The organism is Peribacillus frigoritolerans (assembly GCF_001636405.1).
Classification (GTDB): domain Bacteria; phylum Bacillota; class Bacilli; order Bacillales; family DSM-1321; genus Peribacillus; species Peribacillus frigoritolerans.
The window spans coordinates 4,104,079-4,127,257 of record NZ_KV440950.1; the positions used below are offsets into that span (position 1 = coordinate 4,104,079).

Annotated in this window: 21 protein-coding genes; 1 reads left to right on the top strand and 20 read right to left on the bottom strand. The window is 42.5% G+C overall.

Annotated elements, in window-relative coordinates; all coding sequences use genetic code 11:
- Nucleotides 1-147: 147 nt before the first annotated feature.
- From ftsZ to A6755_RS19415, 19 genes are all read right to left on the bottom strand, one after another.
- A complete protein-coding gene (ftsZ, locus tag A6755_RS19325) occupies nt 148-1,305 on the bottom strand; it encodes a cell division protein FtsZ (protein WP_034313879.1) in 1,158 nt (385 codons plus the stop codon).
- A gap of 44 nt (nt 1,306-1,349) precedes the next feature.
- Nucleotides 1,350-2,648, bottom strand: a complete 1,299-nt coding sequence (gene ftsA / locus A6755_RS19330; RefSeq protein WP_057278442.1) for a cell division protein FtsA — start codon at nt 2,646-2,648, stop codon at nt 1,350-1,352.
- A gap of 255 nt (nt 2,649-2,903) precedes the next feature.
- Nucleotides 2,904-3,269: a small basic family protein gene (locus A6755_RS19335; protein WP_034313884.1), complete on the bottom strand. Its 366-nt coding sequence runs from the start codon at nt 3,267-3,269 to the stop codon at nt 2,904-2,906.
- A 5-nt stretch (nt 3,270-3,274) separates the two neighbouring features.
- Nucleotides 3,275-3,979, bottom strand: a complete 705-nt coding sequence (locus tag A6755_RS19340) for a DUF881 domain-containing protein (protein ID WP_084737976.1) — start codon at nt 3,977-3,979, stop codon at nt 3,275-3,277.
- A gap of 43 nt (nt 3,980-4,022) precedes the next feature.
- Complete coding sequence (locus A6755_RS19345; RefSeq protein ID WP_063591690.1) at nt 4,023-4,715, bottom strand: DUF881 domain-containing protein; 693 nt, start codon at nt 4,713-4,715, stop codon at nt 4,023-4,025.
- The gene (locus tag A6755_RS19350) at nt 4,702-5,484 is read right to left on the bottom strand and encodes a cell division protein FtsQ/DivIB (protein WP_034313893.1); all 783 of its coding nucleotides are present in this window, start codon (nt 5,482-5,484) and stop codon (nt 4,702-4,704) included. The genes A6755_RS19345 and A6755_RS19350 overlap by 14 nt, the downstream gene beginning before the upstream one ends.
- Nucleotides 5,485-5,614: 130 nt before the next feature.
- Entirely contained in the window at nt 5,615-6,523 is a 909-nt protein-coding gene (gene murB, locus A6755_RS19355; RefSeq protein ID WP_034313894.1) for a UDP-N-acetylmuramate dehydrogenase, read from the bottom strand.
- A 356-nt stretch (nt 6,524-6,879) separates the two neighbouring features.
- The gene (gene spoVE, locus A6755_RS19360) at nt 6,880-7,980 is read right to left on the bottom strand and encodes a stage V sporulation protein E (RefSeq protein WP_095389937.1); all 1,101 of its coding nucleotides are present in this window, start codon (nt 7,978-7,980) and stop codon (nt 6,880-6,882) included.
- Between the two features lie 157 nt (nt 7,981-8,137).
- Nucleotides 8,138-9,490 carry a UDP-N-acetylmuramoyl-L-alanine--D-glutamate ligase gene (murD, locus tag A6755_RS19365; protein ID WP_063576913.1) on the bottom strand — a complete coding sequence of 451 codons (1,353 nt, stop codon included), beginning with the start codon at nt 9,488-9,490 and terminating at the stop codon, nt 8,138-8,140.
- Entirely contained in the window at nt 9,491-10,468 is a 978-nt protein-coding gene (mraY, locus tag A6755_RS19370; RefSeq protein ID WP_034313901.1) for a phospho-N-acetylmuramoyl-pentapeptide-transferase, read from the bottom strand.
- Between the two features lie 90 nt (nt 10,469-10,558).
- A complete protein-coding gene (locus A6755_RS19375; protein WP_063591691.1) occupies nt 10,559-12,031 on the bottom strand; it encodes a UDP-N-acetylmuramoyl-L-alanyl-D-glutamate--2,6-diaminopimelate ligase in 1,473 nt (490 codons plus the stop codon).
- A 158-nt stretch (nt 12,032-12,189) separates the two neighbouring features.
- Nucleotides 12,190-14,112 carry a stage V sporulation protein D gene (locus A6755_RS19380; RefSeq protein WP_034313905.1) on the bottom strand — a complete coding sequence of 641 codons (1,923 nt, stop codon included), beginning with the start codon at nt 14,110-14,112 and terminating at the stop codon, nt 12,190-12,192.
- Between the two features lie 112 nt (nt 14,113-14,224).
- The gene (locus A6755_RS19385; RefSeq protein ID WP_063591692.1) at nt 14,225-16,381 is read right to left on the bottom strand and encodes a penicillin-binding protein; all 2,157 of its coding nucleotides are present in this window, start codon (nt 16,379-16,381) and stop codon (nt 14,225-14,227) included.
- A gap of 2 nt (nt 16,382-16,383) precedes the next feature.
- Entirely contained in the window at nt 16,384-16,740 is a 357-nt protein-coding gene (ftsL, locus tag A6755_RS19390) for a cell division protein FtsL (RefSeq protein ID WP_034313908.1), read from the bottom strand.
- Between the two features lie 32 nt (nt 16,741-16,772).
- A complete protein-coding gene (gene rsmH / locus A6755_RS19395; RefSeq protein WP_063591693.1) occupies nt 16,773-17,705 on the bottom strand; it encodes a 16S rRNA (cytosine(1402)-N(4))-methyltransferase RsmH in 933 nt (310 codons plus the stop codon).
- Between the two features lie 52 nt (nt 17,706-17,757).
- Nucleotides 17,758-18,189 (bottom strand): division/cell wall cluster transcriptional repressor MraZ, encoded by a 432-nt coding sequence (mraZ, locus tag A6755_RS19400; protein ID WP_034313914.1) that lies wholly within the window; start codon nt 18,187-18,189, stop codon nt 17,758-17,760.
- A gap of 342 nt (nt 18,190-18,531) precedes the next feature.
- Nucleotides 18,532-20,160, bottom strand: coding sequence for a bacillithiol biosynthesis cysteine-adding enzyme BshC (bshC, locus tag A6755_RS19405; RefSeq protein ID WP_063591694.1), 1,629 nt, complete (start codon nt 20,158-20,160; stop codon nt 18,532-18,534).
- Nucleotides 20,161-20,269: 109 nt separating this feature from the next.
- Nucleotides 20,270-20,662 carry a DUF3397 domain-containing protein gene (locus A6755_RS19410; RefSeq protein ID WP_063591695.1) on the bottom strand — a complete coding sequence of 131 codons (393 nt, stop codon included), beginning with the start codon at nt 20,660-20,662 and terminating at the stop codon, nt 20,270-20,272.
- A 4-nt stretch (nt 20,663-20,666) separates the two neighbouring features.
- The gene (locus A6755_RS19415) at nt 20,667-21,551 is read right to left on the bottom strand and encodes a 2-dehydropantoate 2-reductase (RefSeq protein ID WP_063591696.1); all 885 of its coding nucleotides are present in this window, start codon (nt 21,549-21,551) and stop codon (nt 20,667-20,669) included.
- A gap of 471 nt (nt 21,552-22,022) precedes the next feature.
- Here A6755_RS19415 and A6755_RS19420 point away from each other — a divergent pair, with 471 nt between their 5' ends.
- Complete coding sequence (locus A6755_RS19420; protein ID WP_034313924.1) at nt 22,023-22,511, top strand: N-acetyltransferase; 489 nt, start codon at nt 22,023-22,025, stop codon at nt 22,509-22,511.
- Between the two features lie 44 nt (nt 22,512-22,555).
- Here the strand turns inward: A6755_RS19420 and A6755_RS19425 are convergent, their stop codons facing one another.
- Nucleotides 22,556-23,176, bottom strand: a complete 621-nt coding sequence (locus A6755_RS19425) for an RsfA family transcriptional regulator (RefSeq protein WP_034313926.1) — start codon at nt 23,174-23,176, stop codon at nt 22,556-22,558.
- Nucleotides 23,177-23,179: the final 3 nt, after the last annotated feature.

The following is a 23,179-nucleotide window of genomic DNA, read 5'->3' on the forward strand; positions in this document are numbered from 1 at the left end:
CTCATCTTTTTACATTAATAAATGGAAGTGAGCAAAAGATGGAAGCTCCCTTCTGCCCAGGCAACATCCAGCACAATTCCGTCTAGGGATGCATTTTATTAACGACAAAAAACCGTCCCCAAATGGGAACGGCATATGACGTCGTTATTAACGGCGTCTGTTACGGTTACGGAGGAAGGTTGGAATATCCAAAGCCTCATCGCCTTGATTGGCATTACGTGCAGGCTGTTCATTGACTTCTTCCCTCTTCACTTCACGCTTCACGTTAGACTGTGGCGTTTGTTGTGTCTGAGGTCTTGATTGCTGCTGCTGTCCGAGTGTTGGACGTCCAGTAGGCCGAATTGAAGCTTCAACCTCGTTAAAGCCTGTAGCAATTACCGTAACGACGATTTCATCTTTAAGGTTTTCATTGATAACAGAACCAAAAATCATGTTGACGTCTTGATCGGATGCTGTAGCCACGATATCGGCCGCTTCCTGGACTTCAAAAAGACTTAGGTTCGTACCACCGGTAATATTCATCAGTACACCTTGGGCGCCATCAATCGATGTTTCAAGCAACGGACTGGAAATGGCTTTTTTCGCCGCTTCCGCTGCACGGTTTTCCCCGGAGGAAATCCCGATTCCCATAAGAGCGGAACCTTTGTTGGACATGATCGTCTTCACATCGGCAAAGTCCAAGTTAATAAGACCTGGAACAGCAATTAAATCTGAAATCCCTTGTACACCCTGGCGAAGTACATTATCCGCTTCACGGAATGCTTCAAGCATTGGCGTGCTTTTATCGACGATTTCAAGGAGGCGGTCGTTCGGAATGACGATCAGTGTGTCAACCGATTCCTTCATGGATGAAATGCCGCCTTGTGCCTGTGTTGCCCGTTTTCGGCCTTCGAAAGTAAATGGACGGGTAACTACACCCACTGTAAGGGCCCCTAGATCTTTAGCAATGCCCGCTATGACAGGAGCTGCCCCCGTTCCCGTACCGCCGCCCATTCCAGCCGTTACGAATACCATATCGGCACCTTTAAGCGCTTCTTCAATCTGCTCTTTGCTTTCTTCAGCAGCTTTTTTTCCTACCTCTGGATTGGCACCTGCACCCAAACCGCGTGTAAGCTTCCCACCGATTTGCATTTTGATTTCTGCTTTTGATAGATTAAGAGCCTGTGCGTCAGTATTGACAGAAATAAACTCAACACCCTGTACACCATGCTCGATCATTCTGTTTACCGCATTGTTTCCGCCGCCGCCAACACCTATTACTTTTATCGTTGCTAATTGTTCTAGATTAGAATCAAACTCCAACATGACAATCCTCCTATTTTGACGAAATTCCCGATTCTTAATGATTGTTATTCAAAAAAGTAACCCAGGATTTTTTTGAATTTAGATTCACCTTTTTCACCTTGTTTTTTAGCCGTGTTCTCTTTATTTTTCTGAGAAACCTTCTGGCTGCGCTGGTCGTTATCTTCTTGAGCTTGTCCAGCTGCTACAGGAGTTTTATTAGCGGTGTTTTTTTGCATTCTCTCTTTCTTGCATGCGTGTTTAATCAAACCAACAGCCGTGGTGTATTGGGGTTCCCTAACACCGATGTAATTGGGTTCAGCTGTCCTTACTCGGTTTTGGAACACATATTGAGCTAGCTCCAGGACACCCGGCATCTTGACGACGCCCCCGGTCAACACGAAACCACCCGGTATATCCTGGAAGCCAAGTCTCTTCAAATCATCTTGAATCAACTCGAATATTTCGGTCACCCGCGCTTCAATGATATCCGAAAGCATTAACTGGTTGCAGGTCTGTTGCTGATCGCTGCCGATGATCGGTATTTGGAATACTTCATCTTCAGACGCGTCATCATAATAGGCATGTCCATGCTTTACTTTTATTTTCTCAGCTTCTTCCATAGTCGTCCTTAGAACGATGGAAAGGTCCTTCGTAAGTGTTTCCCCGCCTATAGGTATCACAGACGTATATTGTAAATAGCCTTGTTCGAAAATTGCCAGGGTCGTGGAACCTCCGCCAATATCGACAAGTGCCACACCAAGTTCTTTTTCATCCTTGGATAAAACAAGGGAACCTGCGGCTAAAGGCTGAAGGGCGATATCGGTTATTTCCAATCCTGCCCTTTCCACACAGCGCAGCGTATTATGTAAAATTGTCCGAAGACCTGTGATTAAAATCCCTCTCATTTCCAACCGGACACCTATCATGCCCCGTGGATCACTGATTTCATCAAGTTCATCAACTTTGTAGTGAATCGGCACCACGTCGATGATTTCCCTGTCGGATGGTATCGTTATTAACTCCGCTGCTTCCCTGACACGGAAAACGTCATGCTCGGTAATCTCTTTATTGTCACTGGATACCGCTACTACCCCATGACACGGCTGAAGCGTCACATGATTTCCACTTATGCCGACGATTACCTTTGTAATCTCCATCCCTATCATCCGTTCTGCTTGCTCTATAGCCTTTTGAATGGATTGGACGGTTTCATCTATACCGACGATCGAACCCTTTTTGAGCCCTTCTGATTTAACATTTCCTACACCGATTATATTTAATGTGTCATTGACCATTTCCCCAATGATAACTTTTACACTGGATGTACCGATGTCAAGACTTACGTATATTTCGTTGCTGTTCATTCCATGGCACCTCCTTCAGTTTTATACATGTATTAGTAGAATAACATTTTTATATCGAAGACTTATACATTATAGAATAACAGAACTGTTTACAACAACTGACGAATTTCATAGATAAGCGTTTCATTTTGTATTTCCCGAACAAAACTCGTACTTTATGATGCATATTGTTCGCTTCTCTACGAGACTGATTTACTAAAAAAACTAGATACTGCCATAAACTATTCGTCATTTATAACTTAATTCCCTTTAAAATTATAGATTTTTTTTCTGCTTTTTCCGGGAGATGGACCATTTTTCAATCAGGATCCTTCTAATCAGGGCAATATTTTGAAAGAGCCTGACACCGAATACAAAGATTGCGGCTAAATATAAGTCTACACCAAGATGTACACCTAGAAAAGCCAAACCTGCGGCTAAAATAATATTAAAGAAGAATCCTGTTACAAATACAACTTCATCATAAAGATTTTGCAAATGAGCCCGTATTCCCCCAAATAAGGTATCAAAAGCAGCAAGTACGGCTATGGAGAGATAATTTGAATATTCATGGGGAATATCAAAATCCACCAAAAAACCAAGGGTGATTCCAATCAACAGACCAAAAACTGAAAGCCACATCACGATTACCCCCCATCCATAATGGGTTCCATATGTTCCACGTTAATAGCATTTTGGTAAGCCGGCAATGTCAACTTGCCGGAAGGCACCTTAATCTGCACTTCAAAATTATCTATAAAGAAATCATCCATAAGTTCGGAACCTTCAATGCGCTGCTTCAGTTTCTTTGGATTAACGGTTATTGCCTGCATTTCAACCGGGTAATGAACCAGAGGATATCCGTCCATTTTCGGCTGCCCATTAATATCACGAATAACCGATGTTGATATATACCTTTGTCCTGAAATGGAAATTTCGTCAGCGCCATATCTATACATTTCATTAATAAGCCGAATGATCAATACTGGTGAAATATACTCGACCTTCTCACCAAGAAGGATATCAGCTTTGATAGGCTGTATAGATACGATTACCCCATTACCTCTTATTTCGGTCAAACCTGCGTCAGTCTTCAATTCGGTCAGGGTGTCACGCAAGACTTCTTCTTTACTCTCATTTTTCTTTGTTTCATAAGATGCTATTTTTCCCTCAAGCTTACTGATACCCTCTATTAATTCCGCCTGGGTCTGCTGTTCTTTCAATAAATCATTTTTCAGTTCCCACATATCCCTTGTATCGGATACGACAGGCTGATTCACCAAATTGAATTGAATAGCGAGCATGAAGCCAGCAATCAACGTAACCAAACTAAAAGAAAGCTTTTTTTTCATTTCCAGTTTCTCACCAATCTTTCATCGAATCCGGCGGTCACGATCACCCTCCAATAATTGGATCAAAAATGATATTCTTTTGCTTTTCCACTGTAAAGATAATATTCTCATTAACCAGCTGTTCCTTGATGCCACCCGGTAAATCCAGTGAAGCACCCAGGATTTCCGGGTCCCCTATCGCAGATATGATGAAGGGAGCAGGATGCTGATGGCCATCGATTGTAATCACAGGCCCATTACAGATTATGTATGAATCATGATTTAACCTTTGGCCGTTAATCGCAACAGCCTCTGCACCTGATATGTATAGTTCATTGACGACCTTGAAGACATGCTGTTCATGGACGAGGTAATTATTAACATTGGCTTCTGATTCCATATCTGTACCATCTTCAAGCGTCACCTGAAGGCCTGAGCCTTTCACTTTCACTTTTCCGAGAAACATTCGGTATTTTTCCGTTTCCTTTGCCAAATTGAAAAAAAGCTGCTTTTCCTGAGCTAGGTCTTTTTCTATTTGGGATACATTTTCTTGCTTCTGGAGGAGTTCCTTCTGAAGTTCCCGGTTCTGCTTCTCTTGTTCGATCAGCCGCTGCCTGAGCTCATATTCCTGGTCCCAGGCTTTGTCCTTCCCTGCACCTTCACCTTCTTTGGTCAGATTGTAAGAGAAGGCAATCATGAATCCGAGAACCACGCAAACCAGGGGTAAAACCACCCGGTTGCCATTAATTTTCCTCATTGGTGTCTTCCTTTTGTTCAGCGTCTTCATATGCTTTAAAATAAGAACCCACTTCCAGATCGATGACTCCCTTTACATTTGGATCCAGCTGGCTGACTATCGATGGATAGTGAATCATTTTCTCGTATAAAGTCCGGCTTGTCGCACTTACTTCAAACCCATCGTTCATGAACATGACGATATGGTATTCATCGGTTTTTGTAGGAGCGTAATGAATTTCCGAAATGGCATTCTGAATCTCGACAGGAAGCTTGTCCAGCTCTTCTAAAAGCAACTTTAATGCTTTACCCTCTTTGAAACCAATTAAAACAGGGGCAAATACTGGAATTTCTCCTGTTGCTAACTCCTCTAAAACGGACCCGTTTTCCAAAATGGGTGCAAACTTCCCATTATTGGACAGATATGCCATCCTGTTATGTTCCGAAACCGTAATTTTAATGGAATTAGGAAATACCGGTGTCACCTTAACGCTTTTTATTTCTTGATTTTTTTTGATATTGGCTGCCGCTGTCCCTGTATCAACCTTCCAGATGCTTCGATCCTTCTTCACCTTACTCAATTTAATGATCTGTTTGGAAGTAATATAACGATTCCCCTCTACCTGCACGGATTTCACATAGCTCAACGGGGATAGGAAATATAGCACACAAGCAACAAGAATGAAGAAAAGGGACAGCAAAAGAACAAGTCGCCTGTTTGCTTTGCTTTTTCTTAATTGTTTTAATTTCGGGATGCGGTCCTCAATGGAAACGATTTTTCCCTTTTCCATCCCCTTCACCTCTTCCTGAAAAAATGGATGGTTCTTGACAGTGCGAAATCAAGACAAACTCAATATTATGTTCTTAACAAACTTTAAAGGTAACACATTATATCACAATATTTGGATATAATGAATCCCGTTATTTTCTTCCGATAATTTCCACTTCTGTTTCCATTTCAACTTCAAATTTATCATATACAGTATCCTTCACATGCTGTATCAAGGCTTGAACATCCGCTGCACTTCCATTACCTGTATTAACGATGAAGTTCCCGTGCATCGGAGAAATCTGAGCTCCGCCAATAGAATGTCCCTTCAGGCCTGCATTCTCGACCAATTTACCAGCATGGTGTGGAAGTGGATTCCTAAATATGCTCCCGGCACATGGAAGATTATATGGCTGGGTATCTTTACGATAATTCTTGTTATTTTGCATTCTTTCAACGATTTCGGTTTTATCCCCCTCTGTCAATTGAAAAATTGCTTCCAGTACGATACCAGGTCTTTTCTTCTGAAGCAGAGAAGTTCGATAAGAAAACTCCATTTCCTCTTTCGAAAGCCAAGCTAGAGTTCCATCTTCAAAAAGAACATGTGCCTGCTTGAGGATTTCACTCATATCGGAACCATGTGCACCAGCGTTCATATAGACCGCTCCGCCGACGGAACCAGGAATCCCACTGGCAAATTCCAATCCTGCATATCCTTTTTTACTGATTTGTACGGAGAGGCTGACAAGTGATACCCCAGCTCCTGCTTTGATCTCCGTCCCATTTATCTCGAGATGATCAAGTCCTCTACCCAATTTAAGCACGGCACCTTCAATTCCGCCATCACTGACCAGCAGGTTCGAGCCCCTGCCGATCACCCTCCACGGCATCCCATTTTCTTTGATGACCTGCATCGTTTTTTCTATATTTTCAATGGATGACGGCATGATGAATAAATCAGCCGGCCCCCCAATTTTCATAGTTGTATGATTTGCAAGCGGTTCCTGTTCAAGAACTTTGCCGATTTTCATTTCAGTTAATTGCTTTATCACATTATCCATGATAAACCTCCTTGTTGTTCCAAAATTCCAAGTTATAATTTTCATTTCCTCTTCCATGAGGTCACTTATATTACAAGATTAATAACGCCTTTTTAGCAGAAAAATGAACAGAAGCAAGCCCCAGTACGGCCTAACCCTCTTATACTATAGTCTAAACAAAGACGTATTGCCAATATTTATTGTGGATTCTCCAACATTCATACATGGTAATATTTAAGCGGCATTTCATTTATTTCTAAATTTCGGCAATCCCCCCCAAAAAAATCGTTTTTCCTGGAAGGGTTTTCAACGAAAAAAAAGGGGAGCCCTGCGTTTAACAGGACTTCCCTTTTGCCAAACCACATTTTTTACTTATTTCAGAACCTCGAATATCGGCTAATATTCAGGAGCACCCCAATCGCCATCAGCATGAGCGTCAGCGATGAACCGCCATAACTTAAGAGGGGCAAGGTGATACCCGTAACCGGCATAAGTCCCGTTACCACTCCTATATTGATCATCACTTGAATGGCTACCATCGCAATGATTCCCACCGCTACAAGGCTCCCGTATAAATCAGGGGCACCAAGTGCGATACGAATGCCCCGCCAAAGCATTAGCGCAAATAATAAAATGACAAGAGATCCCCCGATGAAGCCAAGTTCCTCGGAAAGTATGGCAAAAATGAAATCAGTCTGCGGTTCGGGTAAATAGAAAAACTTTTGGCGGCTTTGCCCGAGCCCCAATCCGAACAATCCCCCTGGCCCGATTGCATAAAACGATTGAATCATCTGAAATCCACTGCCCAAAGGGTCTTCCCATGGATCCAGAAAAGACGTGATCCTTTTTATCCGGTAAGGCGCTGACAAAATCAGACCGATAAAACCCGCTACCCCAATTAGCCCCAAGCCGACAAAATGACTGATTCTTGCCCCGGAAATAAAAATCATGACAATGCACGTTCCAACCATTACCGTTCCCGTTCCAAGGTCTGGCTGTAACATGATCAAACCAAATGCCAAAAACACTAAACCCAAGGATGGAAGCATCCCTTTTTTAAAGGAGGTGATCAGCTTTTGCCGTTCTGATAAAAACTTAGCTAAAAAAGCGATCATCGCCAGCTTCATGAACTCAGAGGGTTGGACCGAAAAAGCACCTACACCAATCCAGCTCCTCGAACCATTTCTCGCCATCCCTATACCTGGTACAAGCACAGCCAGTAACATAATGAAACAAATGATGATAAGGATTTTGGCCCATGTCCTCCACGTCCAGTAATCCACATTCATGATGAAAAACATGGCTATGACACCGACGCAGGCAAAAAGCAACTGCCTTTTAGCAAAATAAAACGAATCATCAAATTTATATGTTGCCCAAATGGCACTCGCGCTGTAAACCATGATTAATCCAACAGTCAAAAGACTTAAGGTGACGATAATGAGAATGAGATCAGGATTCGATTTTTTTAATGGCACGGACATCCACCTCTAGGAAGTTTTTAGCCTACGAATATAAACATCAGTGCTTATTGCTTGTCAGCACTTTAGTCAAAAAAAAAGCGATAACGGCTCATTATCGCTTTTTTTCATGGTGTCAACGTAGAAGCAGGTTCACTTCTCTCTGCGAAAGCTCTTACTTAAGTTTATGCACGGCCTCCATAAACATGTCTCCTCTTTGCTCAAAAGTTTTATATTGATCCCAGCTTGCACAAGCCGGGGAGAGAAGAATACAGTCGCCTTCATTTGATAATTCAAATGCAGCCGGTACGGCCTTTTCTACATTATCGACACGTTTTATATTCGCTATTCCTATTTCTTTGGCTACCCGTTCAATTTTTTCCGCCGTTTCGCCAAAAGTTATCACGGCTTTGACATTTTTCATCGCCGGTTTCAACTCATCAAATTCATTTCCGCGATCCAGACCGCCTGCCAATAAGATGACCGGTTCCGTAAAGGATGTTAACGCTTTGGACGCTGCAAGAATGTTCGTCGCTTTCGAATCATTATAAAATTTACGGTTATCGATCGTTGCCACGAACTGCAGACGGTGCTCCACACCATAAAATGTTTTCAATACAGTCTGAATGGCTTCATTAGCTACACCCTTAAGCTTGGCCGCTGAGATGGCGGCGAGTACATTTTCCAAATTATGCTTCCCGGGAAGGGCTATCTCTGAAACTTCAATGATTTTTTCCCCTCGGAAACAGGCGGCACCATCTTCCACATAGGCTCCATTCTCATGTTTCACTTCAGCTGAAAATGGTACAAGTTGTGCCTTGGTCTCTTTCGCCATGGATAAAACAAGATCTTGATCTGCATTATAAATCATGAAATCTGATGCTATTTGATTTTTCGTGATGGCAGCTTTTGCTTCGACATATTCCTGTTTGGAACTGTGATAATCCAAATGTGCATCATATAAATTTGTCACGATTGAGATTTCAGGACGAAATTCGTCTATTCCCATTAACTGAAACGATGATAATTCTATGACGATCGAGTCATCTGGTTTTGCATGTTCAGCAACACCAGATGCCACTGTCCCGATATTACCGGCAATCAGCGGGGATTTTTCACCGGACTTCAACATTTCGTATATCAATGTTGTCGTGGTCGTTTTCCCATTTGTACCAGTGATTCCTATGAAAGGTGCTTCACTTATCTGGTAGGCCAGTTCAACTTCCGTGATAACAGGAATCCCTTTTTCCAATGCCCCTTTTACGATAGGGTTCCGATAGGGGATTCCCGGATTTTTCACGATCAGCTCGAACCCCTCATCCAGAAGCTCGATTGGATGACTGCCGCAGATGACTTTGATACCCTGTTCAAGAAGTCCTTGCGCCTCAGGATTTTCCGATAATGGCTTCATGTCATTAACCGTCACGAAAGCACCTAATTTATGTAGAAGCGAAGCTGCCATCACTCCGCTTTTTGCCAAACCCAATACTAATATCTTTTTCTCTGAATACTTTGCAGTCTCTTTCAATTATATCCACACCTCTAAATAGATTCCGAGTACCGCACACAGCAGCCCCACTGTCCAGAAAGTGACGACGACACGCCATTCCGACCAGCCGGAAAGCTCATAATGGTGGTGAAGCGGACTCATTTTAAATATACGTTTACCAGTCGTTTTAAAAGATCCTACCTGAAGGATGACCGAGAGCGTTTCAATGACGAAGACTCCGCCAATGATTACCAGGAGGATTTCAAGCTTCGTTAACAAGGCGATGGTTGCGATCGCTCCCCCAAGGGCCAAGGAACCCGTATCCCCCATGAAAACCTTTGCCGGGTGTGCATTGAATACCAAGAATCCGAGTACTGCACCGACAACCGCCACCGAAAAAATGGCGACATCATATTGTGACTGACTCCAGGCCAAAATGGCAAAAGCACCAAAGGCAATGGCTGATGTCCCTGAGACAAGTCCATCAAGCCCATCCGTCAAATTGACGGCATTCGAAAAGCCTACCAGCCAGAATATAACGATGAACAGATAAAACCAGCCAAAATCAAAAGCAAAGTCAGTGCCTGGAATCGTCAATTCAGGATTAAAACGGTCTGTCTGCTTGAATACGAAGTAAAAGATGACCGAAATCACAATTTGTCCAAGCAGTTTTTGCTTGGAAGTCAGTCCCAGGTTACGCTTCATGACCACTTTGATGAAATCATCAAGGAAACCTAATAAACCAAAACCTAAAGTAACGAATAATAATAAATACGTTTCGGTTGAAGGTGCCGAAAATTTCAAAGTCATGACTAGTGTAGCGATGGTAACAGATAATAATATGACCAAACCGCCCATGGTGGGTGTTCCCGTTTTTTTCAAATGCGATTGCGGGCCTTCTTCCCTAATACTTTGCCCGAATTTCAATCTTCTTAAAAACGGGATGAAAATCGGCGAAAGAAGAACGGTTACTAAAAACGCCACCAAAATCGTATAAAAAATCACTTGTTCCAACATTCCTTATTCCCTCATTCCTAACACAATTCAAATATTAAATTCTGCTTGATGTCTTTTCCTATTTTGTTGCAGGTCAATTTCAGCGTTGGTTCAAACTGAACCCAAACGACTTTGAATCGCCTTTTCCGCTTCTTCACGGTCATCGAAGTGAAGCACTTCGTCACCGACCAATTGATAGGTTTCATGTCCTTTTCCAGCAATTAATATAACGTCGCCCTCTTCCGCCTTGGAAACTGCGTAAGCTATTGCCTGCCTGCGGTCTTCAATAACCGTATATTCTTTGCCTGCTACACCAGCTTCCATATCCCGGAGAATCTGGGCAGCATTTTCACTGCGTGGATTATCCGAAGTGAAGATCGGGTCAGTCGCCAAGCTGCATGCAATTTGCGCCATGATTGGACGCTTTGTCTTGTCTCGGTCCCCGCCGCAGCCCACTATCACGTAAATTTTCTTTTTAGCAAACTCACCAACAGTCTTCAGAACATTTTCCAAACTGTCCGGAGTATGGGCATAGTCAACAATGACCGGGAAGTCCTGATTCGCTGAAATGAGCTCAAAACGGCCTGCAACACCTTTTATATCCTCGATGGATCTAATTGTCTCATCCAGATCGTTACCGGCACACAAAGCAGCAGAGATGGCAGAGAGTACATTATAAACACTGAATTTACCAATTAGCTTCAGCTGAATGTATCGCTCTTCTTTACCTGCTGTCAAGGTGAACGATGTGCCATTTGCATCAATTTTTATATCTTTGGCCCTGATATCCGCTTCATTGTCTATGCCGTATGTAACGACTGTAGCGGCAGTCGCCTTAATGAAATCGGCAGTTGCCTCATCATCAGCATTAAGCACAGCATATTTAGGGCGATTTTCTATGTAAGCATTGCCAAGCTGTGAGAAAAATAAGGATTTTGCCTGCCTGTATCTGTCCATGGTTTTATGAAAATCCAAATGATCCTGTGTGAGATTCGTAAAGACGGCAATATCATAATCACAGCCATGGACGCGCCCAAGCTCAAGTGCATGCGATGAAACCTCCATAATGGCCGTGGAGACGGATGTTTCGGCCATTTCATGAAAAGCCTTCTGCAGTGTAACGCTATCTGGCGTCGTATTCTTGGTTTCATATACCGTATCGGCGATTTTTGTATACATCGTGCCAATCAAGCCTGTTTTTTCATGTCGATCCTCGAAAATCTTTTCCAATAAGTGACTGGTCGTCGTCTTTCCATTCGTTCCTGTAATTCCGATCAAGCGCATCTTTTGAGTCGGATGGCCATAAAATGCATCGGCAAGAACCGCCATCGCCCTGCTCGAATCCCTGACTACGATCACGGGAACATCGAGGTCAAGCGGCCTTTCGGCAATGACTGCTGCAGCTCCATGCTCTACAGCAAGTTGGGCAAAATCATGACCATCGACTGTATAACCTTTTATACAAACAAATAAACTTCCGTCTATGACTTTACGGTTATCATTTTCAATGGAGGTGATTTCAGGATTTTCTCCTTCATACGTAAATAAGGAGTGTAAATAAGATAGTAATTTGTGAAGCTTCATTTTTCCATCCCTCTCAACTTAATTTGAGGATTCATTATATGTGATTAGCCTTGGCTTGTCGAGAAACCAATTTCAATTATACGGGGTTATCCCGACTCCGTAAACAAAGCGGCTGATGAATCTTCAGCCGCTTTAACTATTCATATATTATATTATACTTATTCTGTATTTTCGCCAAGATAAATTCTTATTGTAGAGCCTTGTTTTACTTTAACACCTGGATCTGGGGCTTGATTTATGACTTTATCCCCATTTCCGGCAATATCAAGCTTAAGGTCGATGAGCTGGGTTTGCAATTCTTTTTTGCTGAGACCCACGACGTCTGGTACCTCGACCATGACGGGATCCGTCCAGACCGTCTCCTTCTCAATCTGGTTTTTCCTTGGCTTGACGCCCATGGCCCTAAGTGAATCCTCCATGATATTCCCAACGATCGGTGCGGCAACGACCCCGCCGAATTGTACCGTTCCTTTCGGATTATCCACAGCTATATAAACGACGATTTGCGGATCATCCGCTGGAGCGACACCAATGAATGAGAGAATATAATTATTTTCAAGGTATCTGCCATTTTCAGCTTTTTGGGCTGTACCCGTTTTCCCGCCGACGCGGTACGACTCCACGAATGCTCCTTTGCCGCTTCCTTGGGCGACAACGGATTCAAGCGCTTCCCGGACTTTCTTCGAGGTTGCTTCTGAAATCACCTTTTTCTTCGCCTGAGGGGTCTTTCGCATCAGCACTTCCCCATTTTTTGGATTCACGAGTTCCTTCGCGATATATGGTGTATACAAAGTCCCGCCATTCACGGCTGCCGATACCGCTGTCACCTGCTGAATGGGCGTTACGGCTACACCTTGTCCAAACGCAGTAGTTGCCTGCTCAACCGGACCCACTCGATCCATGTTGAACATGATTCCTTTTCCTTCTCCGGTTAAATCAATTCCCGTCTTTTGACCAAAACCGAAATCATTTATATATTTAAACAGCTTGTCTTTACCAAGCCGGTTCCCTAATTCCACAAAACCCGGGTTACATGAGTTCTCGACCACTTCAAGAAAAGTTTGATCGCCATGTCCTCCGCTTTTCCAGCAATGCAGCGTTGATCCTGACACTTCCACATGTCCGGAATCATAAAAATGTTCCTTTTGTAAGTCGACCTTCCCTTCCTCAAGCGCTGCAGCAAGCGTGATGATCTTAAAAGTCGATCCTGGTTCATATATACTCCAAACTGGTAAATTACGATTATACACTTCCGAGGGGACATTTTGAAAATTGGCAGGGTCGAAGGTTGGCCTGCTGGACATTGCCAATATTTCCCCGGTGTTCGGGTCCATTGCAATGGCAATTATACCATCGGGATCATATGTCGCCTCCGCATTATCGAGCTCCCTCTCCACAATTGTCTGGATTTTGCTATCGATGGTCAGCTTCAAATTATCACCATCAACAGGGGGCTTATAGTCATCGGCCATATTCTCAAGCCTTTTCCCTTTCGCATCGGAGTAAAATTTAACGAATCCTTTTTCCCCGCTTAGTTCCTTATCATAAGACAATTCAATACCCATCAACCCTTGATTGTCAGAGCCTGTAAAGCCAAGAACATGTGAAAGGTATTCACCAAATGGGTAATGGCGCTTTGAATCTTCAGCGATGTATACGCCCTTTATCCCTAATGCTTTAATTTCCTTCGCCTTTTCGTGAGATATCTTTCTGCCTTCCGGAATTCTGACGCTCATCGCCTGTTTCGTTAACCATTGATAAGCCTTTTCCTTTGTCATATCCAATATTGAAGCAAGCTGTTCCGCCGTCTCCCCAGGATTCTCAATCTGTCTAGGTATGACATAGACTGTTGGCGCAGATATATTCGTTGCCAGCTCGACACCATTCCGATCAAGGATTTCTCCTCGTTTGGCTTCAAAAGGAATATTCCTGCTCCAGGAATCTTTAGCCAGCCCCGTCAACTTATCCCCTAGATAAAACTGTACAATTCCCAATCGGATATCAATGATAAAAAAAACAACGATACCGATCGCCAATGCGATTGCCAGCCGTTTTCGGACAGTAACATTCGAAACACGCAAAAACAGGCACCTCCATTTCATACATGCTTCAATATATGCTTGTCTACTCGATGCTAGACTAGAAACTTTGAAAGAAACAAAGAGGGAATCCATTTGGATCCCCTCTTTATCTTCACTCTGTTTTCTCTTTTGTCGGTATATCTTCACCAGCCCCATCAGGCTGGGATAATTCAATATTGAAGGTTTCCCCTTCATTTACCTTTTTCCCGGCCTTAAGACTCTGTTTACTCACGTATCCAGTACCTTCGGTTTTCAGATCCAGTTTTGCAACCTTAGCCAATTTCATGACATCGCGCAAGGACCATCCCTTCATGTCAGGGACTTTCATTTCGCCTTCCGTCCTGAGGATTATCTTTTCACCTTGTAAGAGTACACTCCCCGCTTTCGGGGATTGGTCGAGCACTTTACGTCCACTTCCGATCATACTTACATCATAACCAAGTTCCTTCAGTTCTGTAACAGCTGAACTCTCGGTTTGATTCGTATAGTCTTTAATTTTATTTGCTTTTTGTTTTTTAACTTCAGAAGGTTTTATGTTTAGATATTGCAGGCTATTTTGCATGACAGGATTGAAAATCTCTGACAATGGATCAGCCCCAACATAAGATACACCTAACTTGGGCTGCTTGACCGCCACATACATGACCAACTGCGGATCATCTTTTGGAGCCATTCCTAAAAAGGAGAACACATAGTTATTTTTCCCTTCTAAATATCTGCCTGTCGGACCCGCAATTTGTGCAGTACCGGTTTTCCCCGCTACTTGATATCCATCAATGGCATATTTTTTCCCTGTTCCTTTTTTCGCGGAAATTACCGTTTCCAAATAATCACGTACTTGTTTTGCAGTTTCTGCCGAAATCGGTTGCCCTGTCACTTTAGGCTTGGTCGTTTTCAAAATTTTTCCGGTATCCTGATCGGAAATGCTTTTTATCACGTACGGCCGCACCATTTTTCCGTCATTGGCTATTGCGGATGCAGCTTGGATTTGTTGAATCGGTGTAACGGTCGAACCCTGTCCAAAGGAGGTAGTCACTTTTTCAAGCTTATACTTGTATTGAATTTTACCGGTTATCTCGTTTGGCAGGTCAATTCCCGTTTTTTTATCAAATCCGAACTTAGTCAAATACTCACGGAACGTATCGGCTCCTATTTTATCCATTGCAAGTGTGGCAAAAGCGACGTTCGAGGAACGTTGAACCCCTTCCAGAAAGGTCATGCTCTTTCCTCTTTCGATTCCGCTATGATCCCCGATTTTACCCGATCCGGCTTTGTAGGTTCCTGCAACAAAGCTTTCATTCGGATTAAAGACCCCTTCCTCAACAGCCGCGGCAAGGGTGAATGTTTTCATGGTTGAACCCGGTTCGAAGGTTTCTTCAATTGCCAGGTTACGCCATGTATCCGTTAGCCCGACTTTCGTTGTCGGATGGAAGGTGGGCCTTTGCCCCATCGCCACAATCTCCCCCGTTTTGGGATTGGAGACAATCGCTATGATTTGTTCGGGATCATATTTTTCCTGCACTTTGCTCATCGAGTCTTCCAAGAATGTTTGTATTTTCTTGTCGATCGTAAGCATGACATCATTGCCATTATCAGGAGCAACGACCTTTTCCTTCTTATCCGGTAAGAGGAAACCCCATGAATCACTGTCATATGTCAGCTTCCCATCCGTTTCCTGCAATTCTTTATTGAGGTACCTTTCGATGCCGAACTTACCAGCCATTTCTCCCGTTTCTTCATCCTTTTCTACATAGCCAATCAGATGGGAGGCGAAAATCCCATTCGGATAAAAACGTTTATTCGTCCTTCCGAATGTAATTCCCGGCAGTTCCAATTTTTCTATTTTCTGCTTGACGACCTGAGTCAAATCCTTGCCGGCACTGCCAAACTCCACTTGGTATGCCTTTTCTTTCGTAAGTCTTTCATAGATGTCCTGTTCATCCATGTCGATATATTTAGCAAGCTCATTCGCGGTCTTCTCCGGATCCTTGACATGCTCCGGCTCCTTTTCACTAAGTACTGCCCTTAAGATATAGGAGGAAGTATCTTCGGCGATGACTTCACCTTTTGTATCGAGTATGCTTCCCCTTTTTGCTTCTATGACCTGTTTTTTTTCATATTTCTTGTCGATTTTCGAAGCCAGTACCTCCCCGCCAGCTGTACCCGTCACCTGAATATACAAAAAGCGGCAGACTAAAACAAAAAAGAGCAGGCCGAATAAGAAGAATAATCCGGCTGCCCCATGCTTCATATTTTTTTGTTTCTGCATTATCACTGCACACCCTTCACATTATTCTCATTTAACTTGAACCCTAGCGCTGCAGCTTTTTTCCAAATTCTCTCGTATGTACTAAGTTCAGCAACCTGCACTTTCAAATCATCATTCACTTTACCCTGTTCTTCAATAGACGTTTCCACTAGCTGGATCTCTTTATTCGTTTCATAGATGGCCGCTTGATTAGAGACTATTTTCACTCCCATGAAGGTAACCATGATAGCAAGGGCACATAGTAAGAAAACTTCACCAATGGATATCTTCGCTTTACGGATGACCATTGTTTGCTGTGTCTGTTGCTGTTGTTGGTCTTCATATTGCTGTTCTTGTACTTTTTTGGCTATGGAACTCATTCATGTTCCCCCTCACTGATTTTTTTCTGTAATCATTGCTTTTCGGCGATTCTTAGCTTAGCCGACCGGGAACGATTATTCCCTTCCAATTCTTCTTCTGAAGGTAAAATCGGTTTTCTCGTAATTATTTTCATAGTTGGCTTGAATTCATCCGGGATAACTGGAAGTCCAGGCGGAAGATCCGGCATGCTACTGGCCTTTTTAAATACCGTTTTACAAATTCTATCTTCGAGCGAATGGAATGTAATGACAGATATTCTTCCCTCTTTATCCAAAAGCGAAATGGCCTGCTCCAGGGAATCTTCAAAGACACCAAGTTCGTCATTCACAGCGATCCTTATTGCTTGGAACACTCGTTTCGCAGGGTGTCCGCCTTTACGTCTTGCCGGGGCGGGTATCCCATCCTTAATTAATTCCACAAGTTCGAACGTCGTTTCAATCGGTTTTATTTCACGTGCCGCTTCAATTTTCCTGGCAATTTGTTTCGAAAACTTTTCTTCTCCATATTGGAAGAAAATTCTCAGTAAATCATGGAATGACCAAGTATTCACGACATCATAGGCAGAAATGGCTGCACTTTGGTCCATCCTCATATCCAATGGTGCATCATGGTTATAGCTGAAACCACGCTCCGGTGTATCCAATTGCGGGGATGACACACCTAAATCATAAAGGATCCCGTCCACTTTCTCGATTCCCCGGGCATTCAACTCTTTTTTTAAGTATTTAAAATTATTAGGAACAAGAACAATACGTTCGCCATAGCTTTCCAATTTTTCCTTAGCATTCCGAATCGCCGTTTCGTCCTGATCAAAAGCATAAAGCCTGCCCTTGTCAGAGAGCTGTGAAAGTAAGTATTCGCTGTGACCGGCTCCTCCTAAAGTACAATCCACATAAATTCCATCAGGTTTGATGTTCAATCCATCAACCGTCTCTTTTAATAACACTGTTGTATGTTGAAACATGCTAGACATCCTTCCAATCGGTTATTGAGTGACTCTATTTCTGAGGGCAGCCTTAAATATCAAAGCCAATCATATTTTCTGCTATCTCAGCGAAAGAATCCTCCGAAGCTGAAAAATAGTTTTCCCAAAGGGATTTGCTCCAAATCTCAATACGATTGGTAACACCAAGAATTACACATTCTTTTTCCAATTGGCCATATGAAGTAAGCGGCGTGGGGATATTAATTCGCCCTTGTTTATCAATTTCGCATTCTGTAGCTGCAGAAAAGAAAAAACGGGTAAAGGCTCGGGCATCTTTTTTTGTTAAAGGCAGGGCTTTCAGCTTTTCTTCTAGCAGCTTCCACTCTTCCATAGGGTAACCAAATAAACATTGATCAAGTCCGCGGGTAAGGACAAATTGCTCCCCGAGATTTTCCCTGAATTTCACCGGGACTATCAAACGGCCCTTTATATCGATGTTATGATGGTACTCTCCCATGAACATACCCACTACCCCCACATTCTAATCTCAATGTACCACATTCCCCCACCTTTCTCCACTTGTTTTTACTTTCTCCTTCCAAGTAAAAATTACCTTCTTTTCTTATTAAGTTTATTTAGCCAAATTATTCAAAGAAACGTGCATTTCCCTCGAATGCACTCAAACTAAGACGCAGGCCCACCATTACTGTCGAAGCCCCGCCTGACAAGTACTCAGGAAACAGAAAAAAAGACAGGCTTTAGCACCTGTCTTTTTTCACATTTCAATCCCTCCATCAGGATTGGTTTGTGGCAACCGTATTCAATATGATCTATCCGCCACTTTCCCCCAAAACGGATGGTTTTTCTAAATGAAAATCAATTTATGCTGATTATTGAAGCGATAGTCCAGTTTCATCATATCCCTTACGAGCTCTGGCCCATATTGATTCAAGTAATAAAACACATTCCAAATCCTCTCCTGGGGTGATTCGAGAGGGTACAGCGAATTTGCTATCCGATCATATTTTTTCAAGATGACCGAATGTCGTTCCTTTGTACGGTCACCGATTTTGCCATACATGAAATTCAATTGCTTTTGAATGAATTCAATGTTCTTGTTCAACATCGGCTCGAGGCCCCTATCCAAAGAGACAGCGTGGACAAAAAGCTTTTCATGGTTCTCTTCAAGCTGTGATTTCAGCGTCCCGAACAGGGTGTCAATCGTTTCATCTTTAACGGAAGCAAGGTAACTATCCACAGCATTAGCGGTTCCTTCAGTCAGAACAGTTTCCAAACTGAGTTCCATTTCTTCAAGGTCGCTTTGGATACTCCGCTCCACCAGCGTGATATTCAACCTAGGAATGATTGGCGGCATTTTCATGGAAAACAACTCAAACACTTTTTTTAATTCTGCCCAATAGGCTATTTCCCCTGGCCCAGAAACGAATGCCAATACAGGGAAAAGCATTTCCTGCATGAGCGGGCGTGTAATGACATTGTTGCTTAATCGTTCTGGATGATTTCTGGCTATCTGCAAGAGTTCATCCCCGGTAAATGATACCTCACCGTTTTTTCCGCTGAAACCGCCTTCTACGCGTTCGAGTAAACATCGATCTTTTTTTTCTGGATCATAATAAAATAAATTAGCGGCGCGTTTATCCATTTCAATCATTTTTGCATACCCTTTCGCATGCATGAATGATTGCTGTTCCTCGACCACTTCAGCAATCCGTCCACTTTCATTGACCATCGATTCAAAGTATGCCTTCTCAATTCGCCTTAAATCCGGATCTCCGGCATCGACTAGTAAAAGGCCATATTCTTTGAACCATTCATGAATCAGCTCGGCGAAGAAATCGACGAAGGTATTCGATCTCTTAATGGTTTCCTTCATATCAATCAGGAGTTTGTTCGTAAATTCCGTTTCTCCATAAGTTTCAATGATTTCCTCAAGCCACTTCTCTGCCTTTTCCGTTTCCAGCTCCACATCAGAAACCATTGTTTTATATGGCTGGTAGGAAGGATAGGTTTTTTTATCGGGTTTTCCGTTTTTCATAACATAAACATGATTGACCTCAGCCAAATCATGATCTTCTCCAGCTATCCAAAAAACCGGAATGACTGGCTGCCCCAGTTTTTTTTCCTGTTCTTCCGCAAGCTTAATGATCGATATCACTTTATGAATGGTATACAGCGGCCCTGATAATAACCCTGCCTGCTGTCCTCCAATCACAACAACGGAATCATCCCTGCGCAACCTTCCAATATTACCCTTAACTGCCTCACTGAATGAAAGACGAGACATGTATTGTTGTATGTAATCCGACAATTCATCACGTGAAAAAGAGCGGTTCATCAATTCTTCATATCTATTGTGATAAATGTCAGGCTTAGACAAGTCATAGTGAAAATAATCCTCCGTTTCAAGACGGTTTTGTAAATAGTCCGATGCAAAACGGTTTAAAGATGGTAACGCGAGATCTTTCATCTCCATTTCTGTTCTCCCTTTCTCTGCAACTACAATTCTTTTTAGAGTATAACATTCCGGTTTAAGAAAACAAAAGAAGTTGCCCAGCAGCAGAAAATTGATGCGATGTTCTATGTTATGTAGTCAATATCTTCGTAATACTTGTAATTATTCCAATGGAAAACAATAGAAGGTAAGCCACGAAAAAAAAGGCGAAGTTCACTCTCCAAAAACCCTTTAATACCTTATGGAAAATGATTTCTTCTTTTACCTTGTAATGGACAAGAACCACCACGAATGCGTTGATGATCATGATGAGCATGATCACCCAAATAATTTGCATATCCCAGATCGTAATGATCAAATAATGGACGGATAATACGAACAGCAGCGTACTCATGTCCATTGCAAATTGAACGGAGCGCCGATGGTTTCCAGTGAATTGCTTGGCACCTATAAAAAAAAGTATATACCCTACGAAAGGCAAGGTAATAAATATCGCGGCAAGGCTTGAAACTACGTACGGCACATCCTCATCCCCCCTGAGACTCTTTTCCTTTGACCATCTTATATAGAGAAGACGTCAGGCAATCACTTTTCCCTTTACTCTTTGCCTCCGAGAGGATATGACCCAAAATGGCATCAATTTCCGTTTTACGGCCATTTTCTAAATCTTTTAGCATGGAAGATCGATTTTCCGCAGTTGCCATGCAAACGGATTTCACATGTTCAAATGACTCATCCTTATTTTGAACTTCCAAAATACCGGAGATTTCTTCAAAAAGATCTTGAAATAATTGGTAGTAAAAAGAGTTAGTGATTAAACCGCCATTTTCCACACCAAGTATCGCCGTTAATGGATTTATCACAGCATTGACGACAAGCTTAGCCATCAGCATCGAGTGAAAATCTTCACTCTTCGTAAAAGGAAAATGATCGATCCTTTCATTCACTAGCGATAGTTGCTCAAGTTCCCCGCTAAAGGAAGCGATCCTTGTCATGCCGAGTCCCGTATGCTCCACGGTATTCCCGTCATGTTTCAATGCTCCATGCTCCACTACCCCCACATATATGTTCGGGGATTGAAGCTGCTTTAAATAAGAAATATGCCCATAACCATTCTGCAAGAATAGCAATGGAACCTGAAAATCTTTGATCCTAGGCAGTATTTGCGGCAGGTGATATTGCTTGACGGCCACTATAAGAAGATCCACATCCGATATCCCTTCATCCAGCCCCTTGGAAATGATGCCCGTCTGCAGTCGGCTTTCGCCATCAGCAATAAGACGGATTCCATCACGTTGGATGATGAACGCCTGATCCGCAGTATGGGTATAGAGAGTCACATTATGCTTTTCACTTAAACGGGACGCAAACAACAGCCCTATGGCCCCTCCGCCAATGATTCCAATTCTCATGATAACCTTCCTTACTTTTTGAAATATATTTACTATTTTATCACATTATCTTTTTTAGCCTGCATGAATTTTCCCATCGTTGGAAAACACAGCCAATCCGATTGAATGAAACGATGGAACTTCCATTAACGATGGCCCGTCATAAAATACCAATGGAAAGAATGATTAATACGCCATTGAAGATATAATATTTTCTTCTTTAAGTGTTAATTTAATGGTATATTAGATACGAAAAGCTTAGCCATTTTGAAGACTTTACAGGAACAAAAGATAACTCCAAACTCACCCCAAAGAAATTGAAGGGAAAAGGGCGGGGAATAAAAGGCTATAAGCATTTAGTAAGCTAGGATAAGTCGATGATGTCATACTAGATTTAACCTAAGTTGAAATTCCACATGGCAAAGATCAGTGGGATGACTTTCAAAGGGTACTATCGGAAGAGGTTTATCAGAATTAAGGGGGAGCTTTTTTATGGAATACAAGGTTGAACGATTACTTGTAAATTTTAAAACGCTTGAGGAATTCAAAAAATTCAAAGAATACGGGATACAGGAACTGTCCATGCTAGATGATTTAGAAGGTAACATCATTGAAAATGACAGCCAATCACCTTTTTACGGAATCTTTTATGGCGATAAACTTGTAGCTCGAATGAGCCTTTATAAAAGAAGCGCTAAATTTGACCAGTATTTTGACAATTCCAGGGATTTCCTTGTTCTTTGGAAACTTGAAGTCCTGCCTAACTATCAGAAAAAAGGTTATGGAAGAGCTTTGGTCGAATTCGCCAAAAGCCTGAACATGCCTATCAAAACTAACCCAAGAGTCCATTCACAAGACTTTTGGAAAAAGATGGGTTTTTCTGCTGTTTCCTATGATTTGGACAGGGACCTCGGAGAAAACCCGCTGATTTGGAGCCCATTTGACGTACAAGATAAGAAAGAAATAGATACACAAGAATAAGGAAGCATCAAGAAAATGCGGGCGGATTTTCCCACCCGCATTTTTTATTTATTGACCCTTTCCAAATTACCATTCTTATCCATTTGGAAACTCACCTTCGGATTCGCCTTTTCGTCCTCCTGGACACTAAGTTTTCTTGCGCGCTCCATGATCTGCATTAACGCACGATAATCTTCCTCAACAGCTTTCAGGTTTTCCTTAAGCAGGACATTCTCTTCCAGTAATCGGACATTTTCCCGTTCAAGAAATAGGGAACGCTCAGAAATCCGTTCTTTTTCCTTATTATCAAGCTGAAAGAATTCATCCATTTTGGTTAAATATAATATAACTTCCTGAAGGGTAATAGATTCTTTATCTTCATGCTCGGGCGTTATTTCTTCAATCGTGACATTTTCGACCGTTGCAATCGAATCCCTTTCCACTTCAGGATTATTGACTACCTGTTCTTTCCTTTGTTTTTTCGCCAGCTCTATCCCTGATTTATATTGCTTCCTAACAAATGAATTCCAACGGAACCCACAAGCAGCAGATGTCCTCGATAACTGTTTCCCCACTTCTTCAAACGCCTTTAATTGTGTACTGCCTTCCCGTATATGCCTCAGTACCACTTCAGCCAACAACAGATCCTCATCATGAGTCCATGCATCTTGTCTCGCAATCGTCATCTC